Source organism: Paenibacillus sp. VCA1 (assembly GCF_031583795.1).
Lineage (GTDB): Bacteria > Bacillota > Bacilli > Paenibacillales > Paenibacillaceae > Paenibacillus_AQ > Paenibacillus_AQ albilobatus.
On the sequence record NZ_JAVLSX010000002.1, the window covers coordinates 555344 to 578497 of the forward strand.

Annotated in this window: 19 protein-coding genes and 1 riboswitch; of the genes, 2 read left to right on the top strand and 17 right to left on the bottom strand. The window is 56.5% G+C overall.

Going from position 1 to position 23154, the window contains the following annotated elements; all coding sequences use genetic code 11:
• Positions 1-12: 12 nt before the first annotated feature.
• The 3 genes from RJP21_RS06130 to RJP21_RS06140 all read right to left on the bottom strand — a co-directional run bounded on the left by RJP21_RS06130 (position 13) and on the right by RJP21_RS06140 (position 5765).
• Positions 13-999: a hypothetical protein gene (locus RJP21_RS06130; RefSeq protein WP_310858509.1), complete on the bottom strand. Its 987-nt coding sequence runs from the start codon at positions 997-999 to the stop codon at positions 13-15.
• A gap of 273 nt (positions 1000-1272) precedes the next feature.
• Positions 1273-4593 (bottom strand): DEAD/DEAH box helicase, encoded by a 3321-nt coding sequence (locus tag RJP21_RS06135; protein ID WP_310858510.1) that lies wholly within the window; start codon positions 4591-4593, stop codon positions 1273-1275.
• A gap of 101 nt (positions 4594-4694) precedes the next feature.
• Positions 4695-5765, bottom strand: a complete 1071-nt coding sequence (locus RJP21_RS06140; protein WP_310858511.1) for an undecaprenyldiphospho-muramoylpentapeptide beta-N-acetylglucosaminyltransferase — start codon at positions 5763-5765, stop codon at positions 4695-4697.
• 172 nt (positions 5766-5937) lie between these two features.
• On the opposite strand from RJP21_RS06140, the gene RJP21_RS06145 reads away from it, so the two are divergent.
• Together RJP21_RS06145 and abc-f are read left to right on the top strand one after the other, a co-directional pair.
• Positions 5938-6084, top strand: coding sequence for an RAxF-45 family protein (locus RJP21_RS06145; protein WP_310858620.1), 147 nt, complete (start codon positions 5938-5940; stop codon positions 6082-6084).
• A 96-nt stretch (positions 6085-6180) separates the two neighbouring features.
• A complete protein-coding gene (gene abc-f / locus RJP21_RS06150) occupies positions 6181-8079 on the top strand; it encodes a ribosomal protection-like ABC-F family protein (RefSeq protein WP_310858512.1) in 1899 nt (632 codons plus the stop codon).
• 122 nt (positions 8080-8201) lie between these two features.
• Here abc-f and RJP21_RS06155 read toward each other — a convergent pair whose 3' ends face one another.
• From RJP21_RS06155 to RJP21_RS06220, 14 genes are all read right to left on the bottom strand, one after another.
• Complete coding sequence (locus tag RJP21_RS06155) at positions 8202-8822, bottom strand: 50S ribosomal protein L25 (RefSeq protein WP_310858513.1); 621 nt, start codon at positions 8820-8822, stop codon at positions 8202-8204.
• A gap of 160 nt (positions 8823-8982) precedes the next feature.
• Entirely contained in the window at positions 8983-10149 is a 1167-nt protein-coding gene (mmsB, locus tag RJP21_RS06160) for a multiple monosaccharide ABC transporter permease (protein ID WP_310858514.1), read from the bottom strand.
• The gene (mmsA, locus tag RJP21_RS06165) at positions 10133-11683 is read right to left on the bottom strand and encodes a multiple monosaccharide ABC transporter ATP-binding protein (protein WP_310858515.1); all 1551 of its coding nucleotides are present in this window, start codon (positions 11681-11683) and stop codon (positions 10133-10135) included. The genes mmsB and mmsA overlap by 17 nt, the downstream gene beginning before the upstream one ends.
• Before the next feature lie 37 nt (positions 11684-11720).
• Positions 11721-12806 carry a multiple monosaccharide ABC transporter substrate-binding protein gene (gene chvE / locus RJP21_RS06170; protein WP_310858516.1) on the bottom strand — a complete coding sequence of 362 codons (1086 nt, stop codon included), beginning with the start codon at positions 12804-12806 and terminating at the stop codon, positions 11721-11723.
• Between the two features lie 289 nt (positions 12807-13095).
• A complete protein-coding gene (locus tag RJP21_RS06175; protein WP_310858517.1) occupies positions 13096-14310 on the bottom strand; it encodes a response regulator transcription factor in 1215 nt (404 codons plus the stop codon).
• Positions 14310-16229, bottom strand: coding sequence for a cache domain-containing sensor histidine kinase (locus RJP21_RS06180; protein WP_397386179.1), 1920 nt, complete (start codon positions 16227-16229; stop codon positions 14310-14312). Before RJP21_RS06180 ends, RJP21_RS06175 begins: the two co-directional genes overlap by 1 nt.
• Positions 16210-17220 (bottom strand): substrate-binding domain-containing protein, encoded by a 1011-nt coding sequence (locus tag RJP21_RS06185; RefSeq protein ID WP_310858518.1) that lies wholly within the window; start codon positions 17218-17220, stop codon positions 16210-16212. The genes RJP21_RS06180 and RJP21_RS06185 overlap by 20 nt, the downstream gene beginning before the upstream one ends.
• Before the next feature lie 215 nt (positions 17221-17435).
• Entirely contained in the window at positions 17436-17888 is a 453-nt protein-coding gene (locus RJP21_RS06190) for a cupin domain-containing protein (protein WP_310858519.1), read from the bottom strand.
• A gap of 81 nt (positions 17889-17969) precedes the next feature.
• The gene (gene thiE, locus RJP21_RS06195; protein ID WP_310858520.1) at positions 17970-18671 is read right to left on the bottom strand and encodes a thiamine phosphate synthase; all 702 of its coding nucleotides are present in this window, start codon (positions 18669-18671) and stop codon (positions 17970-17972) included.
• Positions 18668-19480, bottom strand: coding sequence for a bifunctional hydroxymethylpyrimidine kinase/phosphomethylpyrimidine kinase (thiD, locus tag RJP21_RS06200; RefSeq protein ID WP_310858521.1), 813 nt, complete (start codon positions 19478-19480; stop codon positions 18668-18670). Before thiD ends, thiE begins: the two co-directional genes overlap by 4 nt.
• Entirely contained in the window at positions 19477-20310 is an 834-nt protein-coding gene (gene thiM / locus RJP21_RS06205; RefSeq protein ID WP_310858522.1) for a hydroxyethylthiazole kinase, read from the bottom strand. Before thiM ends, thiD begins: the two co-directional genes overlap by 4 nt.
• Positions 20307-21005 carry a thiaminase II gene (gene tenA / locus RJP21_RS06210; protein WP_310858523.1) on the bottom strand — a complete coding sequence of 233 codons (699 nt, stop codon included), beginning with the start codon at positions 21003-21005 and terminating at the stop codon, positions 20307-20309. Before tenA ends, thiM begins: the two co-directional genes overlap by 4 nt.
• Before the next feature lie 144 nt (positions 21006-21149).
• Positions 21150-21254, bottom strand: a riboswitch (TPP riboswitch).
• A 94-nt stretch (positions 21255-21348) separates the two neighbouring features.
• On the bottom strand, positions 21349-22386 hold the full coding sequence (locus RJP21_RS06215) for a thiazole biosynthesis adenylyltransferase ThiF (RefSeq protein ID WP_310858524.1): 1038 nt from the start codon (positions 22384-22386) through the stop codon (positions 21349-21351).
• Positions 22383-23150: a thiazole synthase gene (locus RJP21_RS06220; RefSeq protein WP_310858525.1), complete on the bottom strand. Its 768-nt coding sequence runs from the start codon at positions 23148-23150 to the stop codon at positions 22383-22385. The genes RJP21_RS06215 and RJP21_RS06220 overlap by 4 nt, the downstream gene beginning before the upstream one ends.
• Positions 23151-23154 lie beyond the last annotated feature (4 nt).

The following is a 23154-nucleotide window of genomic DNA, read 5'->3' on the forward strand; positions in this document are numbered from 1 at the left end:
CGTCGATCATATTTAAATGCGGTCCACCTGCTCAACCGGCAAAAATCCATAAGCGGCATCAAACTTGACGTGATGGTGAAAATGCTCCAGCAATGGCGGACAGGTCTCCGTGCCCCCGTCCAAGCCGGAAAGCGTGTCGCGGTCAAAACGGATGGACAATACCGTCACATACTCCTCTTGTCCCGATTCCCGGTTTATTTTCGTGTCGCGGGCATGGACAAGCACCGTTTCGAGCGGAAGCAGCGCAAACAGCTCGCGGGCAATCCGGAACGCGCAGCCGCATGCGTATTTATACTCCAAGGCATTTTGATCTTCAACATCGAGCGGAACGGTCACAAGGGTCCCGTCTTCCGCCAGCCGTTTGGATTCATGCGGAATGATTTGTCCCGAATTGACGTCCAATTCGACTTCGACCGTTGTCGGGTCAAGGACGGCGAACTCCAAGCCGCTTCCCAAGGCCAGCAGATCGTTTAGCGGAGCGAATTCTTCCAATACCCGCAAATACGCGGTGCGGTTTCCTTCCAGAATGTCGCGGGCAAAATCGGCGGCGCTTTTCCACCGCGAATATTCCAGACGGTCTTCCTCCTTCGCCCGTTCAAGCTCGTCCTCCAGCTGCTGCCGGATGACGGCGTCCTGTTTCAATAACTTTTGCAGACGCGTAGGTTTAAATTCGCGCAGCCGGGTTTCGGCCTGCTGCTCGCGCGGACCTTTTTCTCCTCTGCCGTACGGAGGCTCCAAGGCCGCAATCCGGCTCCAATCTGCCGATTCCCCGCAGCTCTGATGGACCGTGTCGATGAGCTCCAGAAGGTGGGCGTACCGCTCCGCTGCGGATGCAGCTTGCTCGGCTTCGTTCAGACGGGCCGGCTCCTTTTGCCGCGGGTCGTTTCGGGACAGCAGCTCCTCCCGCCTGCGGCACGTTTCGTTTTGGATTGCGCTGCCGAAAAAAGGAATATTCCATTCCGTTTCGCGTACTGTCGATTGATCTTCACTGTACCTCATATCGTTCTTCCCCTCATACGAAAGCCATGATTGAATCACAGATAATAGGCCAAATATACTATGTGCTATGCAGCTATATTTCGCCGTATCCTCCGAAACTCCTTCATAAATCCCGTGGAAGATCAGCAATTTTTGTGGAAATTTGCTAGAAGGGATGAGTACCTATGAGCTGCATGTTCAAAGGATGATCCCGGCCGGCGTCCAAACAACGAATCAAAAAAGGGCCCGTCCAAAGGACGGCCCTTTTCGTTCTGTGTGATGACAAGTCTATCGTTACAGCGCCAGCAACTCGCGGATTTCCTGCTCCGTCAGCGCCGTTAGGGTTTCGGAGCCCGGTTCCATCACTTCGCGGATCAAGTCTTTTTTGCGCTGCTGCAGCTCCATCATTTTTTCCTCCACGGTTCCTTTCGTCACCAGCCGGATGACCTGCACCACGTTTTTTTGCCCCATACGGTGGGCCCGGCCCGCCGCTTGCTCTTCGACCGCCGGGTTCCACCACAAATCGTATAAAATAACGGTATCTGCCCCGGTCAGATTGAGTCCCGTTCCCCCGGCTTTGAGCGAAATCAGGAACACGTCGTTTTCCCCGGCGTTGAAGCGGTCGCAAATGTCCAGCCGCTCTTTGGCAGGGGTTTGCCCGTCCAAGTAAAATGCCGGTATGCCAAGCTTGCCGAGCTCGCTGCGGATGATGCGCAGCATGCTCGTGAACTGGGAGAAAATCAGCATCCGCCGGCCGCTTTCCAGGCAATCCTGAACAACCTCCAGCAGCTGCTGCAGCTTCCCGGATTCCCCTTCGTATCCGTCGACGAACAATACGGGATGGCAGCACAGCTGGCGCAGCCTCGTAATGCCGGCTAAAATTTTCATCCGGCTCCGCTGGAAACCTTCGAATTCGAGGTCGCGCATCGTTTCTTCCTTGAATTCCTCCAAATACGCGGCGTAAAGCTTTTTCTGATCCCTGGACAACTCGGACTGCCGTACCGTTTCGATCCGTTCGGGTAATTCCTCCAGTACGTCCGCACGCATACGCCGCAAAATGAATGGCTGCACCATCCGTGCGATCCGGTCGCGGGAAAGCCCGCGGAAATTTTTGAGGCCGGAAAAAAGACCCGGAAATACGGCGTCGAAAATCGACCACAGCTCGTCGACCGAATTTTCGATCGGCGTGCCGGTCAGCGCGAATCTGCGTCCCGCCGTAATTTCGCGCACCGCCTGCGCGGTTTGGGTCGATGCATTTTTGATCGCCTGGGCTTCGTCCAAAACGAGAATGCCGAACGCCATCTCCCGGTAAATCCGGATATCCTTGCGCAGCGACGGGTACGAAGTAATGATGACGTCCGCATCGCCCGTTACCTCGGCGCAGCCCTCCCCGGAACTCCGAAAGCCCGCTTCGGCATCCGCCATGCGCAGAAGCATTTCGCTTCGCTCCTTCTTTGCGCCCAAAGCCACCTCGACTTTAAGGGATGGGGCGAACCGGTGAAATTCCTGCTCCCAATTGTATACGAGCGACGCCGGGGCAACGATCAGCGCGGGCTTTTGCGCCCCCTGCTCGCGGGCTTCCGACAAAATGTAGGCGATGCTCTGCAGCGTTTTGCCAAGCCCCATGTCGTCCGCCAAAATCCCGCCGAAACGGTAAGAGCCGAGCGTTTTCAGCCATTGGAAACCTTCTATTTGATAATCGCGAAGCACGGAGGACAGCTCGTCCGGAACGACAAACTCCCCTTGCTGGGGATGCAGCATATGGTCAAGCAGCGCCCGCAGCGACTTTCCGAGCTTCAGGCTGCCGTTTTCCCGGTCCCGCAGCTGAAGGCCCCTGAACACGGGCAGCTCCAATCGGCTTCCGGTGATGTCCCCTTTTTTCATTCCAAGCTCGTCGTACAGCTCGCCGAACATTTGGAAGGCTTCTCCTTCAAGCGATAAATACGAGCCTTCGGCAAGGCGGTAATATTTCTTTTTTTCGACGATGCTGAGCAAAATTTTGCGGATTTCCTTGTCGCTGATGCCGTCCAGCTCGAACCGGATTTCCAGCCAGTTGGTCGTCTCGTCCGTATCCGCTTTGATCTTGGGGGCTTTGCGGCCCGCGTGGACCAACTGCTTGACGCTGTCCGTCGCATAAACCTCGACCCACGAATCCAGCCGCGGCAGCAAATGGAACAACACGTCGTACACGCTGTCCTCCTCCGCCAGATCAAGCGACCATTCCTTGTCCAACCGGATAAAATCGCTTTCGTTCAGCGCATCCAGCAGCTTTTTCTCCTTCTCCGAGTCCCTGACGAGGATCAGGTCGGCATCTTTCCGCGCTTCCCAGTCGTCGGCGAGCGCGTCGATCACGATCCCGCCGTATACGAATTCAGCCCTCGCATGCAGCGCCGACTCGTCCCGGTCCAAATACAGCTTGGCCGACAGCGCCGGCTGGACGATGCGGTCGCGGATCGCGGAATCCACCGATACCCTTCCGATCTTGCGCAAGCCCGGAACGACCTTCTCCATCAGCGCGTCCATTTGATGCGGGGATACTTGGATTTTCGCGTGGTCGTGGCGGTATAACAGCGACTTCATCTCGGACAGCAAATAAAGCTCCCGTTCCGGCAACAGATACACTTTCCCCTCCAAAACGGCGCAGCGGTAAGCGTTCATCACCGTCGCTTTTTTCAGGCCCCGGATTTCAAGGCCGTACGCATCCTTTGCGGCTCCGCTGATTTCGAACGTAACCGGAAGGGGCTGATCGCTCGCCTCCATCCGTGCCGGTTCGCAGAAATCCCGCTCAAGCAAAGCTCCCGCAGCGGTCAAACGCGGCAGCAGCGTCTCCCATGCAAGGGGCGGCACCGTCAGCAGCCGCTGGTTTCCCGACGAAGAATATCCGGCGTAATACCTTCCCGTTTCGTCATAGGCGAATTCGCTGGCGGCAATGCGCATCAGCTGCTCGATGACCGCCCAGTCTTCGTCCCGGAACGTATGCGCGGACGGATCGTACGTGAACAGCCTCGTAAACGGCAGCGGCCGCCCTTCTTCGATATGCAGCAGCAGCTGCCGGATGTTTTGCACGACATACGGACGCTTGAGCCCCATTTTCATTTCGATCTTGAATTTGGGTTCGGGCTGGTATTCGTCGGTAATTTTGCATATGAATTCGACGCTGAGCGTTTCCTTCAAGGCGTTTGCAAGCCTTTGGCCCGCTTTGATGCGGCTTTGGTCGGCCGCTTTGTCGAATAAATCGATCAGGCCGCCGGTCAAACGAATGTCGCGGGAGGTGATGCCCGGCGTCGGCAGCGGCACCACCTCGCCTTTGCGCCGAAGCTCCCCGTTTCCGTTTTTCTCCTCGTCCAGCATCAGGATCAGGACGGCCGCAATATGCTTGCAGTACGGATAATAACCGCCGTAAGCGCCGCATTCGCATTCCGCGTGAAAATCCGCGCCGTCAATGTCGATGTGGACATGATAGATCTCTTCGTCCTGAACGACGGCCCGGCTGCAGCGGTCCTCATCGTCGCGCTCCACGACCATGACCTGTCCCTGCTCCGCCATCGCTTCTCCCCGTTTGTAGCCCGTGACGCCGCACAGGGTTCTGATTCGTTCTGCGGTAAATGCCAGCATGAATATGTCCTTTCCGAAATCTATATCGTTACATTTTGATTTATTAGTCTCTTCTTACCACTATACTATACATCCCGCAAAATCAAGAACTCTTGTTCTCGTTATTTGTTGTCGGCCGTCTCTTTGATTAGGCGGAAAACGGTGGACAGCGCATCGGAACTCGGGTTGCTCCGCATGTTTTCAACGATTTCCTTCCGGCTTTTGAACACGTCCATCACCCCCGAAAACAAGGTGTCCCCGTCAAGTTCTTCCTCCTCCAAAACTTTGCAATATCCCGCCTTTTCGAACGATTGGGCGTTCAGGATCTGATCCCCCCTGCTCTGCTGCCGGCTGAGTGGAATGAGCAGCATCGGCTTGCGCAGCGACAAAAACTCGAAAATCGAATTGGAGCCGGCGCGGGAAACGACCAAATCCGCCATGGCCAGGACGTCAGGCAATTCGTCGTTGATGTATTCGTACTGACGGTAGCCGGGGATGTCGAGATTCGGGTCGAGCTGCCCTTTCCCGCATATATGGACCACTTGAAAATATTTGAGAAGGGTAGGCAGCGCCGATCTCACCGTTTCGTTTATTTTACGGGCCCCAAGGCTTCCTCCCATGATGAGCAGCACGAACTGGTTCCGCTGGAAACCGCAAAAATCCCTTCCGCGGTCGGCATTCCCCTGATGAAGCTCCTTCCGGACCACCGCGCCCACGTAACGGCTTTTGTCCGTGTTCATTTGTTCGGCCGTTTCCGGGAACGTCGTGCAGACGACGGATGCCATCGGAATGGAGATGCGGTTGGCGAGGCCCGGCGTAATATCCGATTCATGGATGATGACGGGCACTTTGTTCAGCCAGGCTCCGATCACCACCGGAACGGACACGAAACCGCCTTTCGAAAACACGACCTGCGGCTTGCGCTTTTTGATCAATCGGTATGCTTCATACACGCCTTTGGCCACTTTGAACGGGTCTTTTACGTTTTGAATGTCAAAATAACGTCTTAATTTGCCTGTCGAGATCTGAAAATATTTGACTTCGGGCAGGGCCCCCACCAGATCTTTTTCGATGCCTGCCGCGGAACCCGCATATTCGACGGACCAGCCCTCCTCCAAAAATAACGGCATCAGCGCCAGATTTACGGTGACATGACCTGCGGAACCCCCGCCGGTAAACATAATTTTGCTCATAACTTCCCCCTGGATCTTTGTGCAGTGTTTTATTTCATTATACAGCCCAAAGGGTCGCCTGTGACGATGCCGTCGGCATCAATCCCGAATATAGTCATCAGCCTATTGCTTTTTGCGTCCGAACTCTCTAAAATGTACATATCTATATTTTGAAGGAGGTGGGGTAGCAGTGGTGCGCAATTTTTCGAACGACCGGATCAATCAGTTGCCGATGGTATTGTCCGGAATTTTTCATGCAGCGGCATTTGACGGGATCAGTCTGTCCATTTTTCCATATCCGGTTGCTTCAAAAAATTGCGAAATGCCGCTCCTACCTTAACTTCAACGGATGAATATGCGTTGAACGTTCAAGCCGCGGGGACATTTCCCTGCGGCTTTTTTTCTGTAGGTCCCGGCATCTATGGAGGAAAAACAAATGATGATTCAATGCAAAAACGTGCAAAAATACCATGGCGCCCAGCTGGTGCTGTCCGATATCAGCTTCGAAATTTCCCGCGGGGAAAAGGTTGCCCTCATCGGCCGGAACGGCAGCGGCAAAACGACCCTGCTCCGGCTTCTGAACGGGGACGAAACCCCGGATCAGGGCCAAATCGCCATCCAAAAAGGGGTGAAAACCGGTTTGCTCGCCCAAATTCCGGAAGCCGCCGCGGAAGAAACGGTTCGTGACGTGCTCCTTCGCCCGTTTGCCCTTGTCCTCGAATGGCAGAACCGGATGCGTACGCTGGAAACGCTCATGTCCGATCCGGAAAAAAGCGGCGATCCGAAAGCGCTGGCGGGCTGGCTTGACGAATATGGCAAGCTGCAGGAGCGGTTCGAACGCGCAAACGGTTATGAGATGGAAGCTTCGATCGCCAAAATCACGGCCGGCCTGGGGATTCCCGCGAAGCAGCTGCCCCAAGCCTTCGCTTCCCTCTCCGGCGGGGAGAAAACGAAAATCGGCCTCGCATCGCTCCTGCTGGAGCAGCCGGACCTTTTGCTGCTGGATGAGCCGACGAACCATCTGGACATGGCCGCGCTGGAATGGCTGGAGCAGTTTTTGGCTGAATATGCCGGCACGGTGCTGGTCATTTCGCATGACCGATATTTTCTGGACCGGCTCGTCACGAAGGTGATTGAAATCGAAGACGGCGAAGCGTTCATCTACCATGCCAACTACAGCGGCTTCCAAAAAGAGAAGGAAGAACGGCTGCTGCTGCAATTCGCGGAATATCAGGAACAGCAGAAAAAGATCAAAAAAATGCAGGAAAGCATCAAACAGCTGATCGAATGGGGCAACCAGGCCAATCCGCCGAATGCGGGTTTTCACCGGCGCGCCGCTTCGATGCAAAAAGCGCTCGACCGCATGGTGAAGGTGAAACGGCCCGTGCTCGAACGCAAAAAAATGGATCTCCGGCTCAAGCAGGATGACCGTTCGGGCAAACAGGTCGTTCTGTTTGATCAAGTCGGCAAAGCCTTCGGAGACCGCTTCCTGTTCAGGAATGTAAACGGGCTGCTCCGTTATGGCGAAACCGCTATGCTGCTGGGGGCGAACGGGTGCGGCAAAAGCACCTTGCTGCATATGCTTTTGGGACGTGAAGCGGTGACGGAAGGGGCGATTTCCTTGGGTTCCCGCGTTGTCGTCGGTTATCTTGCGCAGCAGGAGCATCCGGACGACGTTCGGCAGACGGTCCTTCAATATTACCGCGAGCACGCGGGCATCGAGGAAGGGGAAGCCAGGGGCAAGCTGGCGCGCTTTTTGTTCTACGGACCCGACGTGTTCAAAAACGTCGCCAGCCTTTCCGGGGGCGAATGGACGCGCCTGCGGTTTGCCGTGCTGATGGAGCTGAAGCCGAATCTGCTCATTCTCGACGAACCGACCAACCATCTGGATATCGACTCCAGGGAGGTGCTTGAAGAAGCGCTGGAGGAATTTCCTGGAACCATTCTTGCCGTCTCCCACGACCGCTACTTTATAAGCCGTCTTGGCAGCGTAATTTGGAGCTTGGGGCAGGGCGGGCTTGAGCTCATCCATGGAGGGCTGGAGGAATATCGATTGCGTTCTTTGCATGAAAAGCCGAAGCAGACGCGGGAGGTTCAAGCTTCGCCTGCCCCGGTTTCCGAAAAACAGCAGGCGTCGGCTTCGAAAGCGCCGCAACGAAGCTGGGAAAAAGAAATCGAAGCCGCTGAACAAGAACTGCAGAGCCTCGATTCGCAAATGTTGGACGACACAGTCGCTTGCGACGCGGAGCGCCTTGCGGAACTGCATGAACAACGCGAGCGGCTGGAGGAGCAGCTTCACCGCCTATATGGAGAATGGATGAGTTATTCCGAATAAAAAACCAGCTTGTTTCCCTTGGGAAACAAGCTGGTTTTATTGCTAACATACAGCTTCCGTTTTTTTAAACCTCAACGACGGTAGCTTAACATGTACCGTTTGAGTAAGAGAATCGGGCAAGCCTACTCCTTCGCTTCTTCTCCCGAAGCTTCCGGCGCTGCATCGCCCTCGGCTTCCGCTTCGCCTTCGGCTTGAAGCACGGCCCGCGGGGCGGTGACCGATGCGATCAATTCGTCGGGGGGAGCCACCAGCGTCACGCCTTCAGGCAGCTTGATGTCCGAAGCGGCCAGCTTGTCCCCCATCTGGAGATGCGTAATATCCACCGGGATCGTAGCCGGCAAATCTGCTGGCAGCCCTTCAACCTCAAGCTCCGTTTCCAGATGCTGAAGCACGCCGCCGACTTTCGTTCCTTCCGCGGTTCCCTGGAATTCGATCGGCACGCGGACTTTCAGCCGCTTGTTTGCGGATATTTGCAAGAAATCGACGTGGCTCACGGCCCCGCTTTTTTTCTGGAAATCTTTAATGATCACGTTAAAATCGGAGGTGCCTTCCACTTTTAGCTTAAACATTTCGGTGCGTCCCGTCCGGGCCACCTTCATCAGTTCCTTGGCATCGACGCTCAGCGGGATGCTTTCCGTTTGCGAGCCGTAAACGACGGCCGGAATGCGCCCGCTTTCCCTCAGTTTGCGCAAGCTCGAGTGCTTGGTATCTTTTCTCGGCTCAGCCGTAAGCGTATGTGACATCTAGCATTACCTCCTTGGATATCGCCAAATCTATCGCCGCCATTCGAAACGGCATACTTATGTATTACCCATTCCGGAGACAAATCAAACATTCGCCTATGAAAATTCGGCGCGGACAAAAAAAGACGGAAGCACGCCTGCCCCCGTCTTTTTTGCCGAATCACGATACGCTGCTTTTCTTTTTGTTGTAAATGTCGAAGGCGACGGCCGCAAGCAGGACAAGCCCTTTGATGCCCTGCTGCCAGTCGATGCCAAGGCCGATGAGCGACATGCCGTTGTTCAGGATGCCCATGACAAGGCCGCCGATGATCGCCCCGAACACCGTTCCGATGCCGCCTGTCGCCGAAGCCCCGCCGATGAAGCTTGCGGCGATCGCGTCGAGCTCGAAGTTGGTGCCGGCCCTTGGCGTTGCCGCGTTCAGGCGCGCGGCGAAGATCAGGCCGGAGATGGCCGCCATGACGCCCATGTTGACGAACACCCAGAACGTTACCTTTTTCGTTTTGACACCGGACAGCCCCGCCGCTTTTTCGTTGCCGCCGATCGCGTAAATATGGCGTCCCATCACCGTTTTGTTCATGACGAAGGAATAGATGAGAATAAGCGCAAGCAGCAGAATCAAAATGTTCGGCAGTCCCGCGTAACTGGCCAGCATAAACGCAAACGCTACGATGATGGCCACGATAATGACAAGCTTGAGGATGAACAAACCGCCGGGCAAAACGTCGAAGTTGTATTTTTTCTTGGATTTCCGGTCGCGAAGTTCATTGATGACAAAGATGACGGTGCAAATGACGCCGGCCGCAATCGCCACCACATTGATGCTGCCGCTGCCCAAATCCGGGATGAAACCGGAGCTGATCTTTTGAAAGCCTGCCGGGAACGGCGAGATGGATTGGCCTTTCAGCACGATCATGGTCAATCCCCGGAACAGCAGCATGCCCGCAAGCGTGACGATAAATGCCGGGATTTTGACGTAAGCGACCCAAAAACCTTGCCATGCGCCGATCAGCGCGCCGACGATGAGGGAGGCGATGACCGCGATGACCGGATGCAGGTGCATATCCACCATCATGATCCCCGCGACCGCGCCCACGAAGGCGGCGACCGATCCGACCGAAAGGTCGATGTGTCCCGTAATGATGACCAGCACCATGCCGATGGCCAGAACGAGAATATAGCTGTTTTGCAAAATCAGGTTCGTTATGTTGATCGGCTCGAGCAGCAGGCCGCCCGTAATCAATTGGAAAAAGATCATGATAACGACAAGCGCGATGATCATTCCGTATTGGCGGATGTTATTTTTGAACAATTTAACAATCGTTTCCATGCTTTGGACCTCCAGTCTTGGTCATGAATCTCATCAATGTTTCCTGCGAAGCCTCTTCCCGGCTGACTTCCCCGGTAATTCGTCCCGCGTTCATTACGTAGATCCGGTCGCAGATGCCCAAAATTTCCGGGAGCTCGGACGAGATGACCAGAACGGCTTTCCCCTCGTCGGCCAGCTGATTGATGATCGTATAAATTTCGTATTTGGCCCCGACGTCGATGCCGCGCGTAGGCTCATCCAGGATCAGAACATCCGGCTCGGAAAATATCCATTTGCTGAGAACCACCTTCTGCTGGTTGCCGCCGCTGAGGTTGCCGGTTTTCTGCAAAATGTTCGGCGCTTTGATCTTCAGCTTTTTCCGCATGTCCTCCGCGACGAGAATTTCCTGCTTGTCGTTGATGACGCCTTTGTTCGCCAGCTTGGAAAGCCCGGTAAGCGAAATGTTGCGCTTGATATCGTCGATCAGGATCAGCCCGCAATGTTTGCGGTCTTCCGTTACGTAGGCAAAGCCGTTGTTTATGGCCTGGGTCACGGTGTTGTTTTCGATGGGCTTGCCGTCCTTGTACAGCGTGCCGCTGACGTTTCGGCCGTAGGATTTGCCGAAGACGCTCATCGCCAGTTCCGTCCGCCCCGCTCCCATCAGTCCTGCAATCCCGACGATTTCTCCCCGGCGGACATGCAGGTTGACGTTGTCGAGCACTTTGCGGTCGGCCCGAACCTCGTCATATACCGTCCAGTCCTTGATCTCCAAAATAACCTCGCCGATGTTCGGCATACGTTCCGGATAGCGGTTCGTCAAATCCCGTCCGACCATGCCGCGAATGATGCGGTCCTCGTTCACATCCCCGCTTTTCATGTCGAGCGTTTCGATCGTTTGTCCGTCGCGCAGAATCGTGATCGAATCCGACACTTTCGAAACTTCGTTAAGCTTGTGGGAAATGAGGATGCAGGAAATGCCCTGCTTCTTGAACTCAAGCATCAGCTGGAGCAAGTTTTCGCTGTCGTCTTCGTTCAATGCGGCCGTCGGTTCATCCAAAATAAGCAGCTTCACTTTCTTCGAGAGCGCTTTCGCGATTTCCACCAGCTGCTGCTTGCCGACTCCGAGGTTCCCTACGGGCGTGTTCGGATGTTCGTTCAGCCCTACCTTCTGCAGCAGCTCGCGGGAACCCGCGATCGTCTCGTTCCAGTTCATCAAGCCTTTTCGGGACCGTTCGTTGCCGAGAAAAATGTTTTCCGCGATGGACAGGTAAGGAATAAGCGCCAGCTCTTGATGGATGATGACGATGCCGAGCTCTTCGCTTTGTTTGATGTTTTTGAATTCGCACACGCTGCCCTTGAACAAAATATCCCCTTCGTACGTGCCGTGCGGGTACACGCCGCTTAACACTTTCATCAGCGTGGATTTGCCCGCCCCGTTTTCCCCGCACAGCGAATGGATTTCGCCTTCCCGGATTTTCAGGTTGACGTTGTCGAGCGCTTTTACGCCCGGAAACGCTTTCGTAATGTTCCGCATTTCAAGAATGTATTCCGACATAGGTTTCACCTTCCGATCGTTCGAGTATATGGACGGCTTATTTCAGGCCGATTTGCTCCTTGGTGTAATAGCCGGTTTCCACCAGCTCCTTCTCGACGTTGGACGCGTCGACCGACACCGGAGGGAGCAAGTAAGCCGGTACGACCTTTACCCCGTTGTCGTAGGATTTGGTGTCGTTGACTTCGGCCTCTTGGCCTTTCAGGACGCTTTCCGCCATTTTGACTGCCTGCTCCGCAAGTTTCCGAGTATCCTTGAACACCGTTTGGGTTTGCTCCCCGGCCACGATGGATTTGATGGAAGCGAGCTCTCCGTCCTGCCCGGTGATGACCGGCATCGGTTTTTTCGCGGTTCCGTACCCGACGCCTTTAAGGGAAGATATGACGCCGATGCTGATGCCGTCGTACGGAGACAGGACCGCGTCCAAATGGGCGCCCGAGTAGTTGGCGCTGAGCAGGTTATCCATCCGCGACTGGGCGAGCGATCCGTCCCAACGCAGGGTGGCGATCTGCGCCATCGTCGTTTGCTTGCTGCGGACGACCAGCTGTCCGGAATCGATGTACGGCTTCAGGACGGACATGGCTCCGTCGTAAAAGAAATAGGCGTTGTTATCGTCCGGCGATCCCCCGAACAGCTCGATGTTGAACGGTCCCTTGCCCTCCTTCAGCCCGAGCTTTTTCTCGATATAGGATGCCTGCAGCACGCCGACCTGGAAGTTATCGAAGGTGGCGTAATAGGACAGGTATTCGGTGTTGCGGATGAGACGGTCGTAAGCGATCACCTTGATGCCCCGGTCATGCGCTTTTTTGATGACGTCGGTCAGCGTGTTTCCGTCGATCGAAGCCACGACGATGACATCGACTCCTTTCGTGATCATGTTCTCGATTTGCGAGATTTGATTTTCGACGACGTCTTCCGCAAACTGCAGATCGGTCTTGTATCCTTTCTCCTGAAACAGCCGCTCCATGTTTTGCCCGTCGGCTACCCAGCGCTCCGACGATTTGGTCGGCATGGCGAGCCCGACATAACCTTTGCTTTTGTCTCCGGCCCCCCTCTCGGCCAAATTGCAGGCCGTCAGGACCATGAGCATCGACGCGATCAGAAGTCCTGCGATTGCTTTCTTCATCGGTTCAATCTCCTTTCCTGGATGCTGCGCCCTGGAGCGCTTACACCATCCTGGGCGTCATGCCTCTCTGTACAAAAAGGATACACGCGAAGACCGGTCGGGGTCTTTTCACCGATTCGACCATTTTTTATAAATTTCATACCTTTGTGCAAAAGAACAAGCCGTTTGGATTGAACTTGCCTTTGTTATTAAAAAAGGGCACCCCCTTTTACCGTTGATGAACGGTTCAATGGGATGCCCTTCGGTGTACCTATGATTGAGCATGATTGCTTGGACACACGAACAGCGGTTACATGTCCTGGGAAGCTTCGCCTTTTCGGTAGCGGTTGGGCGAAACGCCCATCACTTTCTTGAAGGCGGTGCTGAAATAATGCTGGCTTTCGTACCCGACCTGCTCCGCGATTTCGTACATGGTCATCGGGGTCGAATTGAGAAGCTGTGCGGCCTTCCGGATCCGGGTCTGCGTCAGGAAGCCGACAAAAGAGGTTCCGAGCTCCTTTTTCAGCATTCTGCTTAAATACACCGGCGAAACCTGCAGGCTGGACGCAAACGATTCCAGCGTCAGCTCCGGTCGGCCGTACTGTTCTTGGATAAGCTGCCTTGCCCGCCGCACGAGCGGCGACAGCTGAGCCTCCTTGAACACGGCCTCCCGGCAGGCGTCATAGGCCTCCGCCACGGCTGAGGGTCCTACCTTTACCGGCTCGAAATGAACGTGGACCGCAATTTTCAAAAAGTTTTGCACCGCCTGTTCGATTTCCGCCGCTGTTTCCACCGGCGCTTCGTCCCACAGGCAAATTCCGATCAGTCCCGTATGCTCGCGGAAAAGCAAATGGACGGCGTGCTGAACCAATTCGGACACGATGTTCTCGATGGCGAACAATAACAGCTGCCTTTCGCCTTCCTTCATCAGCGGCTGGTTCGCGGACGTTTCAGGCCAGCGGACGACGCCGATCTGCGCCGGCTGCTTGGAAGGAAGGCCCAAAAACTCAAGCTGCTCCATCGCCTCCGATTCATCGACGAATCCTTGGACCCATTCCCGGCAAAAACGCTCGCGCAAGACCGGAATGTTTTTTTCGATTTGCTCGGAGGCTTTTTTCAAATAACGATCGCGCACATGCAGCTCGTCGAGCTCGTCCTTGACGCTGTGCAGCACTTCCCTCAAGTGGTCCGCGTTAACCGGCTTCAGGATGTAATCCTTTACGCCGAGCCGGATCGCTTCCTGCGCATATGCGAATTCGTCATGGCCCGTAATGATGACGAAACGGCAGGCCGGCTGCAGCTCCTTCAGTTTTTTCATCATGGCAATGCCGTCCATGATCGGCATGTTCATGTCTACCAATACCAGATCGATCTGGATCCGCTGCGCGATTTCGAGCGCCTCTTCTCCGTCTTCGGCCTCCGCGGCGACCTCCATGCCGAGCCCCAGCCAATCGACGGCGTCGATAATTCCTTCGCGGATAATCGGTTCATCGTCGGCAATGAGTACTTGGTACAACTTCTTCATCAACTATTTCCCCCATCGTTATCGGTTGGAGACGGCACTCCGTAAAGCAGCGGATGGCGGATCGTTACGTTCGTGCCGAAGCCCTCGGCGCTTTCGAGCGAAATCCCGTACTCCTCCCCGAAAGCGAGGAGGATTCGCGCCTGAACGTTCAGCATCCCGTAACTCCGGCCGGCCGGTCCTTCTTCTCCGCCGCTTGCTTCCATCGCCGCCAGCGGATCGCGCAGCTGCATGCGCAGCGCCTTAAGCTTTTCGGGCGGCATGCCCGCACCGTCATCCGATACCGTCAAGACCAGCATATCCTGTTCAACGGATGCCGCAATCCGGATATGGCCCGGACCTCTGCGGGCCTTGATCCCGTGATAGATCGCATTTTCGACGATCGGTTGGAGAAGAATCTTCAGCACGAACAACCCTTCCGCTTCTTCGGAAAGCAGCAGCTCGCAATGAAGCCTGTCGCGGTATCTCGTTTTTTGGATTTGCAGATAACTGGAAATATGCGTCCATTCATCCCGGATCGGGATGATGTCGCTGCCTTTGCTAAGACCGATCCGGAACAGCCTGGACAGCGACTCCACCATGTCGGACACGTCGTCGGCCCCTTTTTTCTTCGCCATCCAATGGATCGTGTCCAGCGTATTGTACAAAAAATGCGGTTTGATGTGCGCCTGAAGGCTTCGCAGCTCGGCCTCACGCTTCTGCCGCTCGCGCAGCTCGTTCAGCCTGATGAGCTTGCGTATTTCCAGCAGCATGCGGTTGAAGCTGCGGCCGAGCATCCCGACCTCGTCCTGCCGATGCCTCAAGTAGCGGACCGTCAAATCCCCGGACTCGGCCTTTTGCATGAAGGACATGAGCTGACGGATCGGCCTCGCGATGGACTGGGACAGCGTATAGGATGCGGTCAGGCCGAACAGGCAGACGACGAACAAAAAGCAGATGAGATAAAAACGGATTTCACGGACCTCGTATACCGCTTCATTCGTTTCGAATACGCCGATGGTCCGCCACCCGGTAAACGATGACGTGCCGTAGATGAACTGCAGCCGCCGCCCCGCGGTTTCCTTGACGAAAGCGCCGCTGTCCTCCCCGGGAATCCAGGCCGGAGGCACTTCGGGAACCAAAGGATCCTCCGGCGTATAAATCGGCTCGCCGCTTTTATCCGTTACCATGAGATACCCGTTTTTCCCGAGCGTCACGTCCCGCACCGCCCTCGAAACCGCCCGCAGCTTCAGGTCGATCAGCACGGCCCCCGTCACCTTTCGCGTATCGGGATCGACAAACGAGCGGACGACCGAAACCAGCTCGTCATTCGCATAATGGACATGGGTCGTTACATTCCGCTGCTGCGGATGGCCGAGCACCGTAAACAAACCTTCGTGTTTGGCGGCTTCCATGTACCAGGCATCCCGGGTAAGATTGTCCGGCGACCGCGCATACATTTCGTTGCTGACATAGTCCCCGCTGCCGTTCACGACCAGGATGGCCGCAATTTCCGGATAAAGCGTCGTAAAGCCCTGCAAATACTGCTTGATGGCGTACAGTTCGCCGTTTTTATCGTCAAGCGCCGGCTGCTGCCGCCCGCCTTCGGCCAACCCGGCATTTCCCGCGGAAATGCTTCCGTCAAGGAAACGTTTGACCTTCGGATCGAATCCGATCAGATAGGTGATGTTTTGCAGGTTTTCCATGTCGTTGTCGAGCGTCTGGTTGACCTTGCCGATCAACTGGATCGTGCCTTCCGTCACCTGCTTGTCCACGATGCGGTTTACCGTGAAATTCACCAGTATCCCGAGCGCGATCGACGGAAGGATGCCAACCATCAGAAACAACACGCTAAGCTTATACCGAAGCGGCAAATCGCTGAACCGGCTCCACTGCATCCACTTGTCGCGCCATGTTATCCGTTTATTTCGCATAATAATCATTCACATTCTCGCGGGTTACGACCGTAACCCCTGTATCTACCCGCGGCGGCAAGGGCGAAACGTCGTTGCCGAGCGTCGGGGCGGGCACCGTAAGGCCGTGATGAAGGTGAAACAGATACTGCAGGGACCAGTAACCCATGTTCCAAGTGCCCTGGGCGATCGTCGCCGAAATCGTCCCGTCCGAAATCCGGTCCAAGGTGGCCTTATTCGTATCGAACCCGATGATTTTGACCTTGCCGGTTTTGTTCGCCGCGATGACCGCATCCGCCGCCCCGGCCCCGCCGCTCGCTTCCGTGGCGAAAATGCCCTTTAATTCCGGATGTTTCTTTATCATTTCCGCCGCCGCGTTTTTGGCGATCATCGTGTCCCCTTTCCCTTCCTTGACGTCCACGACAGACATCGCCGGATATTTGGCGGCAACGGCATCGCGGAATCCCGCCATCCGGTCGTCATGGTTTTGCTGGCCGGGCTGTGTAATGATTCCTACCTGGCCTTCGCGTCCAAGGATCCTCGCCATTTCATCGGCGGCCGTCGCACCCGCTTCGTAATTGTTCGTGGCCAGAAAAGAGTAGGCTTTGCTGCTTGGGGCGTCGGCATCGAACAGCACGACGGGAATCCCCGCGTCCACCGCCTTGTTGATCGTCGAGGTCAGCGCCTTGGAATCGATGGCCGACAAGGCGATGCCCGCCGGTTTTTTGGCGATGACCTGCTCCAGCACGGTGATCTGTTCCTTCGCGTCATACTGGGTGGATCCGCGGTAATCGACGGAAACGCCCAGCGCGTCTCCCCCGTCCTCGAACCCTTTAAGGATGTTTTTCCAATATTCCATTCCGGATTGAAAGGTGACCATAACGTAGTTTTCACCGATGCTGCCGTGCAGGCCGCCGTCCTGCCAACCGGTGCTGCGGCGTTGGTCTTCAATCCGGTACATCACCACGTATCCGACAAAAGCGACGATCAGCAAAAGATAAACCATCATCAATTTCTTCATGTCAGAAGTCCCCCGTTTGCTACCCTTTCATCTGTGGAATCGGTTACATTATAACAAGTGTACTATACTGCAAGGCGCAGGGATGTTCAACAATTGTTGAAAAAGCGTTCGCAATAAAGCGGTATTCGGGGCAGAAAATCCATATTTGGCGAAACGCGCAAAAACCCTGCCGCAACATGCGCAAGCAGGGTTTCGATAAACAGAGGGTGGTTATTTTAATCAATCATCGTAAAATCGTCGAAATGAAAGCCGGGAGATACGACACAGGAAACGAGGACCGGTTCGTTGCCCAGCGGACGCGCTTCCTGCCATACGTTCGCCGGTACCAAAGCTTGGGGAACTTGTCCTTTTTCCATGTCCATGCCAAGCACGATTTCCTTCCGTTCTCCCGGATTTTCCCCATCGCCGCCGAGGACGAGCTGCAGGGGGCTGCCGGCATGCCACAGCCACAATTCATCCGAGTATACGCGATGCCATTTCGAAAATTCGTTCGGGTGCAGCAGGAAATAGATGGATGACGCCGCAGGGCGCGAACCCGAATATTTGGCGTCAAGCACTTCTTTCGGAATTTCGAATGAGGACTTCCAAAGCTCCTTATACCAACCGCCCTCGGGATGGGGCTGCAGGTCCAAGGTTTTTACCAAAGGGGATAACATTGCTTCAGTCATGTTCTGCCTTCTTTCCGTGTCAGAATTGCACATCATGGGGTAAATAATGAACCCCGTCTGTGAGGGAATCTGCCCTTTACTTTAACAAATGGGGCGGCGGATTGTAAACGGCGGATTTCGTTTGCCTAAAACGTCGGTCAACGCGCGGGACAGCTCCATGGCGGCATGACAGGCATCGGGAGTGTGGGTGATTGCCGAGATGACCGCAACGCCGTCCGCTCCGGCATGGATCACCTCGTGCACACGTTCGGCGGTAATGCCGCCGATGCCGACGATCGGCATGGCCGCATGCATCCTCCGGATATTCCGCAGCGCTGCCGTGCCTTGAACCGGGCGGGCATCCTCCTTGGAAACCGTCGGAAAAACCGGGCCGACCCCGAAATAATCGGCATGCCGCTCCGCACCAATACTCGCTTCTTCGAGAGTATGGACGGACAAGCCCAAAATACGGTTCCCGATTCGCTTCCTGACCTGCTCCGCCGGCTCATCCTCTTGTCCGATATGCACGCCGTCCGCATCCAAAGCGAGCGCCAGGTCGACGTCATCATTGACGATCAGCGGAACGCCGTGCTTCCGGCAGACGGCCAGAATGCGCCCGGCCAGTTCCAGCTTGGCGGCTCCTTCAAGCGCATTCCGGCCTTTTTCGCGAAATTGCACCATCGTGACGCCCCCGCGGATCGCTTCCTCCACGACCTCCGCCGCGTCTTTCCTGCAGTTGGCGCTGCCGATCACGAGATAAAGCTTCAGCCATGCTTTCAAATCGGCTGCTTCGACCGGTTTCAACGGACGCGCTCCTTTCTGCGGCCGTACGCCCAATGATTGGTCGGGCCGTGGCCTCCGCCGATGCCGGGCGCATCCTCGATCGCCGCCTGGATATATTCGCGGGCGGTCAAAACAGCCGCGTGCGGAGACGCCCCTTTCGCCAACCCGGCCGCGATGGCGGCGGAAAACGTGCAGCCCGTTCCGTGCGTATGGTTTGTCGTGATTCTGGGCTTGGCGATTTCCGTAAACGACTCCCCGTCATACAGCAGATCGACCGCTTCGTTTGAAACCGGATCGTGTCCGCCCTTAATGACGACCATCCGGGGGCCGAACCCGGCGATTTTCAGCGCCGCCCGGCGGCGTTGTTCCATCGAGTCGATCCGCATGCCGGCCATCGCCTCCGCTTCCGGGATGTTCGGCGTGACGACCAGCGCCAGGGGAAGCAGCCTGCGCATCAGGGCGTCGACGGCGTCGCCCTGCAGCAGCTCCGCCCCGCCTTTCGCGATCATGACCGGATCGACGACCACCCGCCGCCAGCCAAAGGCTTCGATTTTGTCCGCAACGGCCTCGATGATGTCGGCGCTAAACAACATGCCCGTCTTGACCGCATCCGCGCCCAGATCCGACCCGACCGCCTCGATTTGCGCGGCGACGGCCGCGGCCGGCAGCGGGTAGACGCCTGAAACGCCAAACGTGTTTTGCACCGTCACCGCCGTGATAGCCGACATCCCGAAGGCACCCAGCTCCTGAAACGTTTTGATGTCCGCTTGTATTCCGGCGCCGCCGCCGCTGTCGGAGCCGGCAATCGTCAATGCTTTGGGGACGCTCACTGCACGAACCCCCTTCCGGCCGAAACCCGGTGCCCGCTGAGCACCTCTTCCGGAAGCGGATATTGGTCCATCTCTGACAGGGCGTCGAGAAAGGCGGTTTGAAAGCTCCCCGGACCGCGGTTACCGGCAGCCGCGTACGCCCTCGTAGCCGCCTCCCCGTAAAAAGCAAGCGCGGCCGCGCCCGCCGTCAGCAAATCCGGTTCCACGGCGGCAAAAGCCCCGATGACCGACGTCAGCAGGCAGCCCGTTCCCGTCACCCGGGTCAGCATGGGATGTCCTCCTCGGACCACGTATCCTTTCAGGCCGTCCGTAATAACGTCCTCACGGCCTGTGATCGCAACGACGCTTCCGGTCCGGCAAGCGGCCCGGACGGCCAGGTCGACCGGAGGTTCGGCTTCGGCCTCTCCCGCATCCACGCCCTTGATGACCGCCGTTTCGCCGATCAGGTTCGCCACTTCCGCCGCATTGCCGCGGACCAAAGCGATTCGGACTTCCCGCAAAATATTCAGGGCCGCGGTCGTCCGAAACGGCGTGGCCCCTGCGCCGACGGGATCGAGGATCACCGGCACGCCGTGCAAATTCGCCGATTTGCCTGCCAGGATGGCCGCTTCGACCAGCTCCGCGCTGAGCGTGCCCAAATTCAGCACAAGCGCGTCCGCTATTTTCGCCATATCCGCCACCTCTTCACGGGCATAGGCCATCACGGGGGAAGCGCCGATGGCCAGCAAACCGTTGGCCGTAAAATTCGTGACCACCACGTTGGTTATATTGTGCACCAGCGGGCTGCGCCGCTTGACCAGCCGGGGCAAATGCTGCAGATCCGCGATCATCGTCCCGCCCCTTCCGTTTGAGCCGCCGAAACCGGCCATTCTTCCAGCGTGTATGCCATATCCCAAAACATGTACTCCAGACGGCAGCTGGCCACAAAATGTTCCGTCAGCCGCTTTTTCCGGTCCGGAGATAAACTTTCAGCCCGCTCATCAAGCAGCAATCGCATTTTTTCCGTAATGCCGCCTTCGAAGCTGCCGTAAAAATGCATCCAGTCGTAAAACGGATGGGAGCGGTCCGGCTTCACTTCCGCCAGCAATTTGGCGCCGATCTCCGTATACGTCCAAGGGCAAGGCAGCATCGCCGCCAAAATGTCCTCAAGCGTTCCCGCGTGGGCCACGCTCAGCATGTGGCGGACGTAGTGGTTCGCCGACGGGGCAAGCGGATAACCTTGCAGCTGCTCGTACGAAACGCCGGCTACGCTGCAAAAATTGTTGTGCGGATGCGTTTCGCTGTGCAGAATGAACGAAATTTGTTCGTTAAAAAGAGCCATCGCGTCGCGGCTGTCGCACTTCGAGATCGCGATTCCATATAACCGGATATAAGCGTTCAAATACTCGAAATCCTGCTTCACGTAATGAATCAGCTGTTCCTTCCGCAAATTTCCGTCCGCAATGCCGCGTACGAACGGATGATCAAAAATCGCCCGGTAAATCGGGTCTGCTTCTCTTCTGAGCTCTTCGCTAAAACGGGTCATGCCAGCACCTCCGCATCGATTTGGATGAAATCCAAACAGGGAGAAGCCGGAAGCGGCCGATAAAACTTAAAAAAGCCGCCCCGAAATGGAGCGGCTTCCAACGCTTTCGAACGCTGACCTAACGAAAGGCCGGCGTAAAACATGCGAAGTCCGTCTCCACTTCCCTACGCCGGTATGATCCGGATCAGGTTCAAAGGGTCCAAGCATCCTTGTCTCAGCCGCTCGCTTGCGGCTCCCCCAGTGGATTTCGTATGAAGATTTTCACCCTATACTTTATCTTCCATTTTGCGGCTTGTCAAACCGAAAATCATCGCCGCGGAAGTTCCCCACCGCCTTTTCGGGCTTACCCTAAATAGCGGTGATACAAGCTTTTTGCTTCCGCGATGTCTTTTGTCCCGTGCACGAACACCCGCCCGTCCTGAAAAACCGTCAACCGGCACCCTTCGGCCGCAAAAGACACGAGATACGGGTTCTCCTTTACCTCTCCGCCCTGCCGGGACAATCTGCGCGCCAGCTCCTTTAAATCGCGCCGAACCGGTGCGGGCGGACGAATTTGCACCGTATCCCGGCCGCACAGCACGGCTGCCCGGGATTGATTGGCCGGCTGCAGAAACGGATAGGTGCGGTGTAGTCCGCATGACGGACAGTCCGGCTTCTTCATGCGCTCGACCCGGATTGCGGCATAGGCCCCCGTCCATAGATCGAATGAAATGAGTTTGCCGTGCAAAGCCTCCCCATCGTCCACCAGCAGCTTCAGCGCCTCGGAGGTTTGGTAGGCCGCGACCATCTGCGCCGCCGGGCCGATGACGCCGGCCGTGTCGCAAGTTGCGCCGCCGGGCGGCATCGTTTCAAGCAAACAATGCAGGCATGGCGTACGGCCGGGTACGACCGTGAAGGTCAGTCCGTAGCTGCCGACGCAAGCCCCGTAAATCCATGGAATGCCCTTCTTTTGCGACACATCGTTGATCAGCAGGCGCGTCTCGAAATTGTCCGTCCCGTCAAGGATCACGTTCACGCCCTGCGCCAATTCTTCGATTTCCGGAATGGCGGCGTCGGCGACGACGGCCCGGATGTCGATGTCCGGGTTGATGCGTTCCAGGCGGGCTTTGGCAGCCGCCGCTTTCGGCAGGCGCTGCAGGGCGTCCTCCTCGCTGTACAGCTGCTGCCGCTGCAGATTGCTCGGTTCCACGTAGTCGCGATCCACGATGGTGACGGTGCCTACGCCTGCGCGCACGAGCGTTTCGGCGCTTCCCGACCCCAGCGCTCCCGCGCCGACGATCAGGACATGCCTCTCCCCCAGCTTCCGCTGTCCGTCCGGGCCGATTTTGGAAAACAATTCTTGCCGCGAATACCGCCCGTTCCGGGTCCCGTTCCCGCTCATGTCAGGCTCATTCCTTCGAGCGGGCTGCTGGCGGCCCCGCAGCGCCTTTTCGGAATGCGGCCGGCTTCGTAGCCGAGGCGCCCGGCTTCGATGGCGAGCTTCATGGCAAGGGCCATTTTTACCGGGTCTTTGGCTCCCGAAACGGCCGAATTGAGCAGCACGCCGTCGGCGCCCAGCTCCATCGCGATGACCGCATCCGACGGCGTGCCGATGCCGGCGTCGACGATGACGGGCACGGTCGATTGCTCGATGATGAGGCTCAAATTCAAGGGGTTCACAATCCCTTGGCCGGAGCCGATCGGCGAGGCGCCCGGCATAACCGCGTGCACGCCGAGCTCTTGCAGCCGCTTCGCAAGCAGCACGTCGTCCGACGTGTAAGGCAATACGATGAAGCCTTCCTCCAGCAGCAATTCCGAAGCTCGCAGCGTTTCGACCGGATCGGGCAGCAGCGTCTTCATGTCGCCGATCACCTCGACCTTGATCATGTCGCATAATCCGGACGCTTTGGCGAGCTTGGCGATGCGCACCGCTTCCTCCGCCGTCCGCGCGCCTGCCGTATTGGGCAGCAGCGTAAACCGCCCGACGTCGATCATCTCCAGAAAATTCGGCTGGCTTGGCTCGTAAATGTTCATCCGCCGAACGGCAAACGTCAATATTTGCGCGCCGGACACGCTTACCGCTTCCCTCTGCACGTCAAAATTCGGGAATTTCCCTGTCCCAAGCAGCATTCTTGATTGAAATTCATACGGTCCGATGTGTAACATCGCC

Bases quoted from the DNA above. Each gene is read 5' to 3' on its own strand.
- RJP21_RS06130 (WP_310858509.1), bottom strand. From the start codon at position 999: ATGAGGTACAGTGAAGATCAATCGACAGTACGCGAAACGGAATGGAAT.
- RJP21_RS06135 (WP_310858510.1), bottom strand. From the start codon at position 4,593: ATGCTGGCATTTACCGCAGAACGAATCAGAACCCTGTGCGGCGTCACG.
- RJP21_RS06140 (WP_310858511.1), bottom strand. From the start codon at position 5,765: ATGAGCAAAATTATGTTTACCGGCGGGGGTTCCGCAGGTCATGTCACC.
- abc-f (WP_310858512.1), top strand. From the start codon at position 6,181: ATGATGATTCAATGCAAAAACGTGCAAAAATACCATGGCGCCCAGCTG.
- RJP21_RS06155 (WP_310858513.1), bottom strand. From the start codon at position 8,822: ATGTCACATACGCTTACGGCTGAGCCGAGAAAAGATACCAAGCACTCG.
- mmsB (WP_310858514.1), bottom strand. From the start codon at position 10,149: ATGGAAACGATTGTTAAATTGTTCAAAAATAACATCCGCCAATACGGA.
- mmsA (WP_310858515.1), bottom strand. From the start codon at position 11,683: ATGTCGGAATACATTCTTGAAATGCGGAACATTACGAAAGCGTTTCCG.
- chvE (WP_310858516.1), bottom strand. From the start codon at position 12,806: ATGAAGAAAGCAATCGCAGGACTTCTGATCGCGTCGATGCTCATGGTC.
- RJP21_RS06175 (WP_310858517.1), bottom strand. From the start codon at position 14,310: ATGAAGAAGTTGTACCAAGTACTCATTGCCGACGATGAACCGATTATC.
- RJP21_RS06180 (WP_397386179.1), bottom strand. From the start codon at position 16,229: ATGATTATTATGCGAAATAAACGGATAACATGGCGCGACAAGTGGATG.
- RJP21_RS06185 (WP_310858518.1), bottom strand. From the start codon at position 17,220: ATGAAGAAATTGATGATGGTTTATCTTTTGCTGATCGTCGCTTTTGTC.
- RJP21_RS06190 (WP_310858519.1), bottom strand. From the start codon at position 17,888: ATGACTGAAGCAATGTTATCCCCTTTGGTAAAAACCTTGGACCTGCAG.
- thiM (WP_310858522.1), bottom strand. From the start codon at position 20,310: ATGATCGCGGATCTGCAGCATTTGCCCCGGCTGGTCAAGCGGCGCAGC.
- tenA (WP_310858523.1), bottom strand. From the start codon at position 21,005: ATGACCCGTTTTAGCGAAGAGCTCAGAAGAGAAGCAGACCCGATTTAC.
- RJP21_RS06215 (WP_310858524.1), bottom strand. From the start codon at position 22,386: ATGAGCGGGAACGGGACCCGGAACGGGCGGTATTCGCGGCAAGAATTG.
- RJP21_RS06220 (WP_310858525.1), bottom strand. From the start codon at position 23,150: ATGTTACACATCGGACCGTATGAATTTCAATCAAGAATGCTGCTTGGG.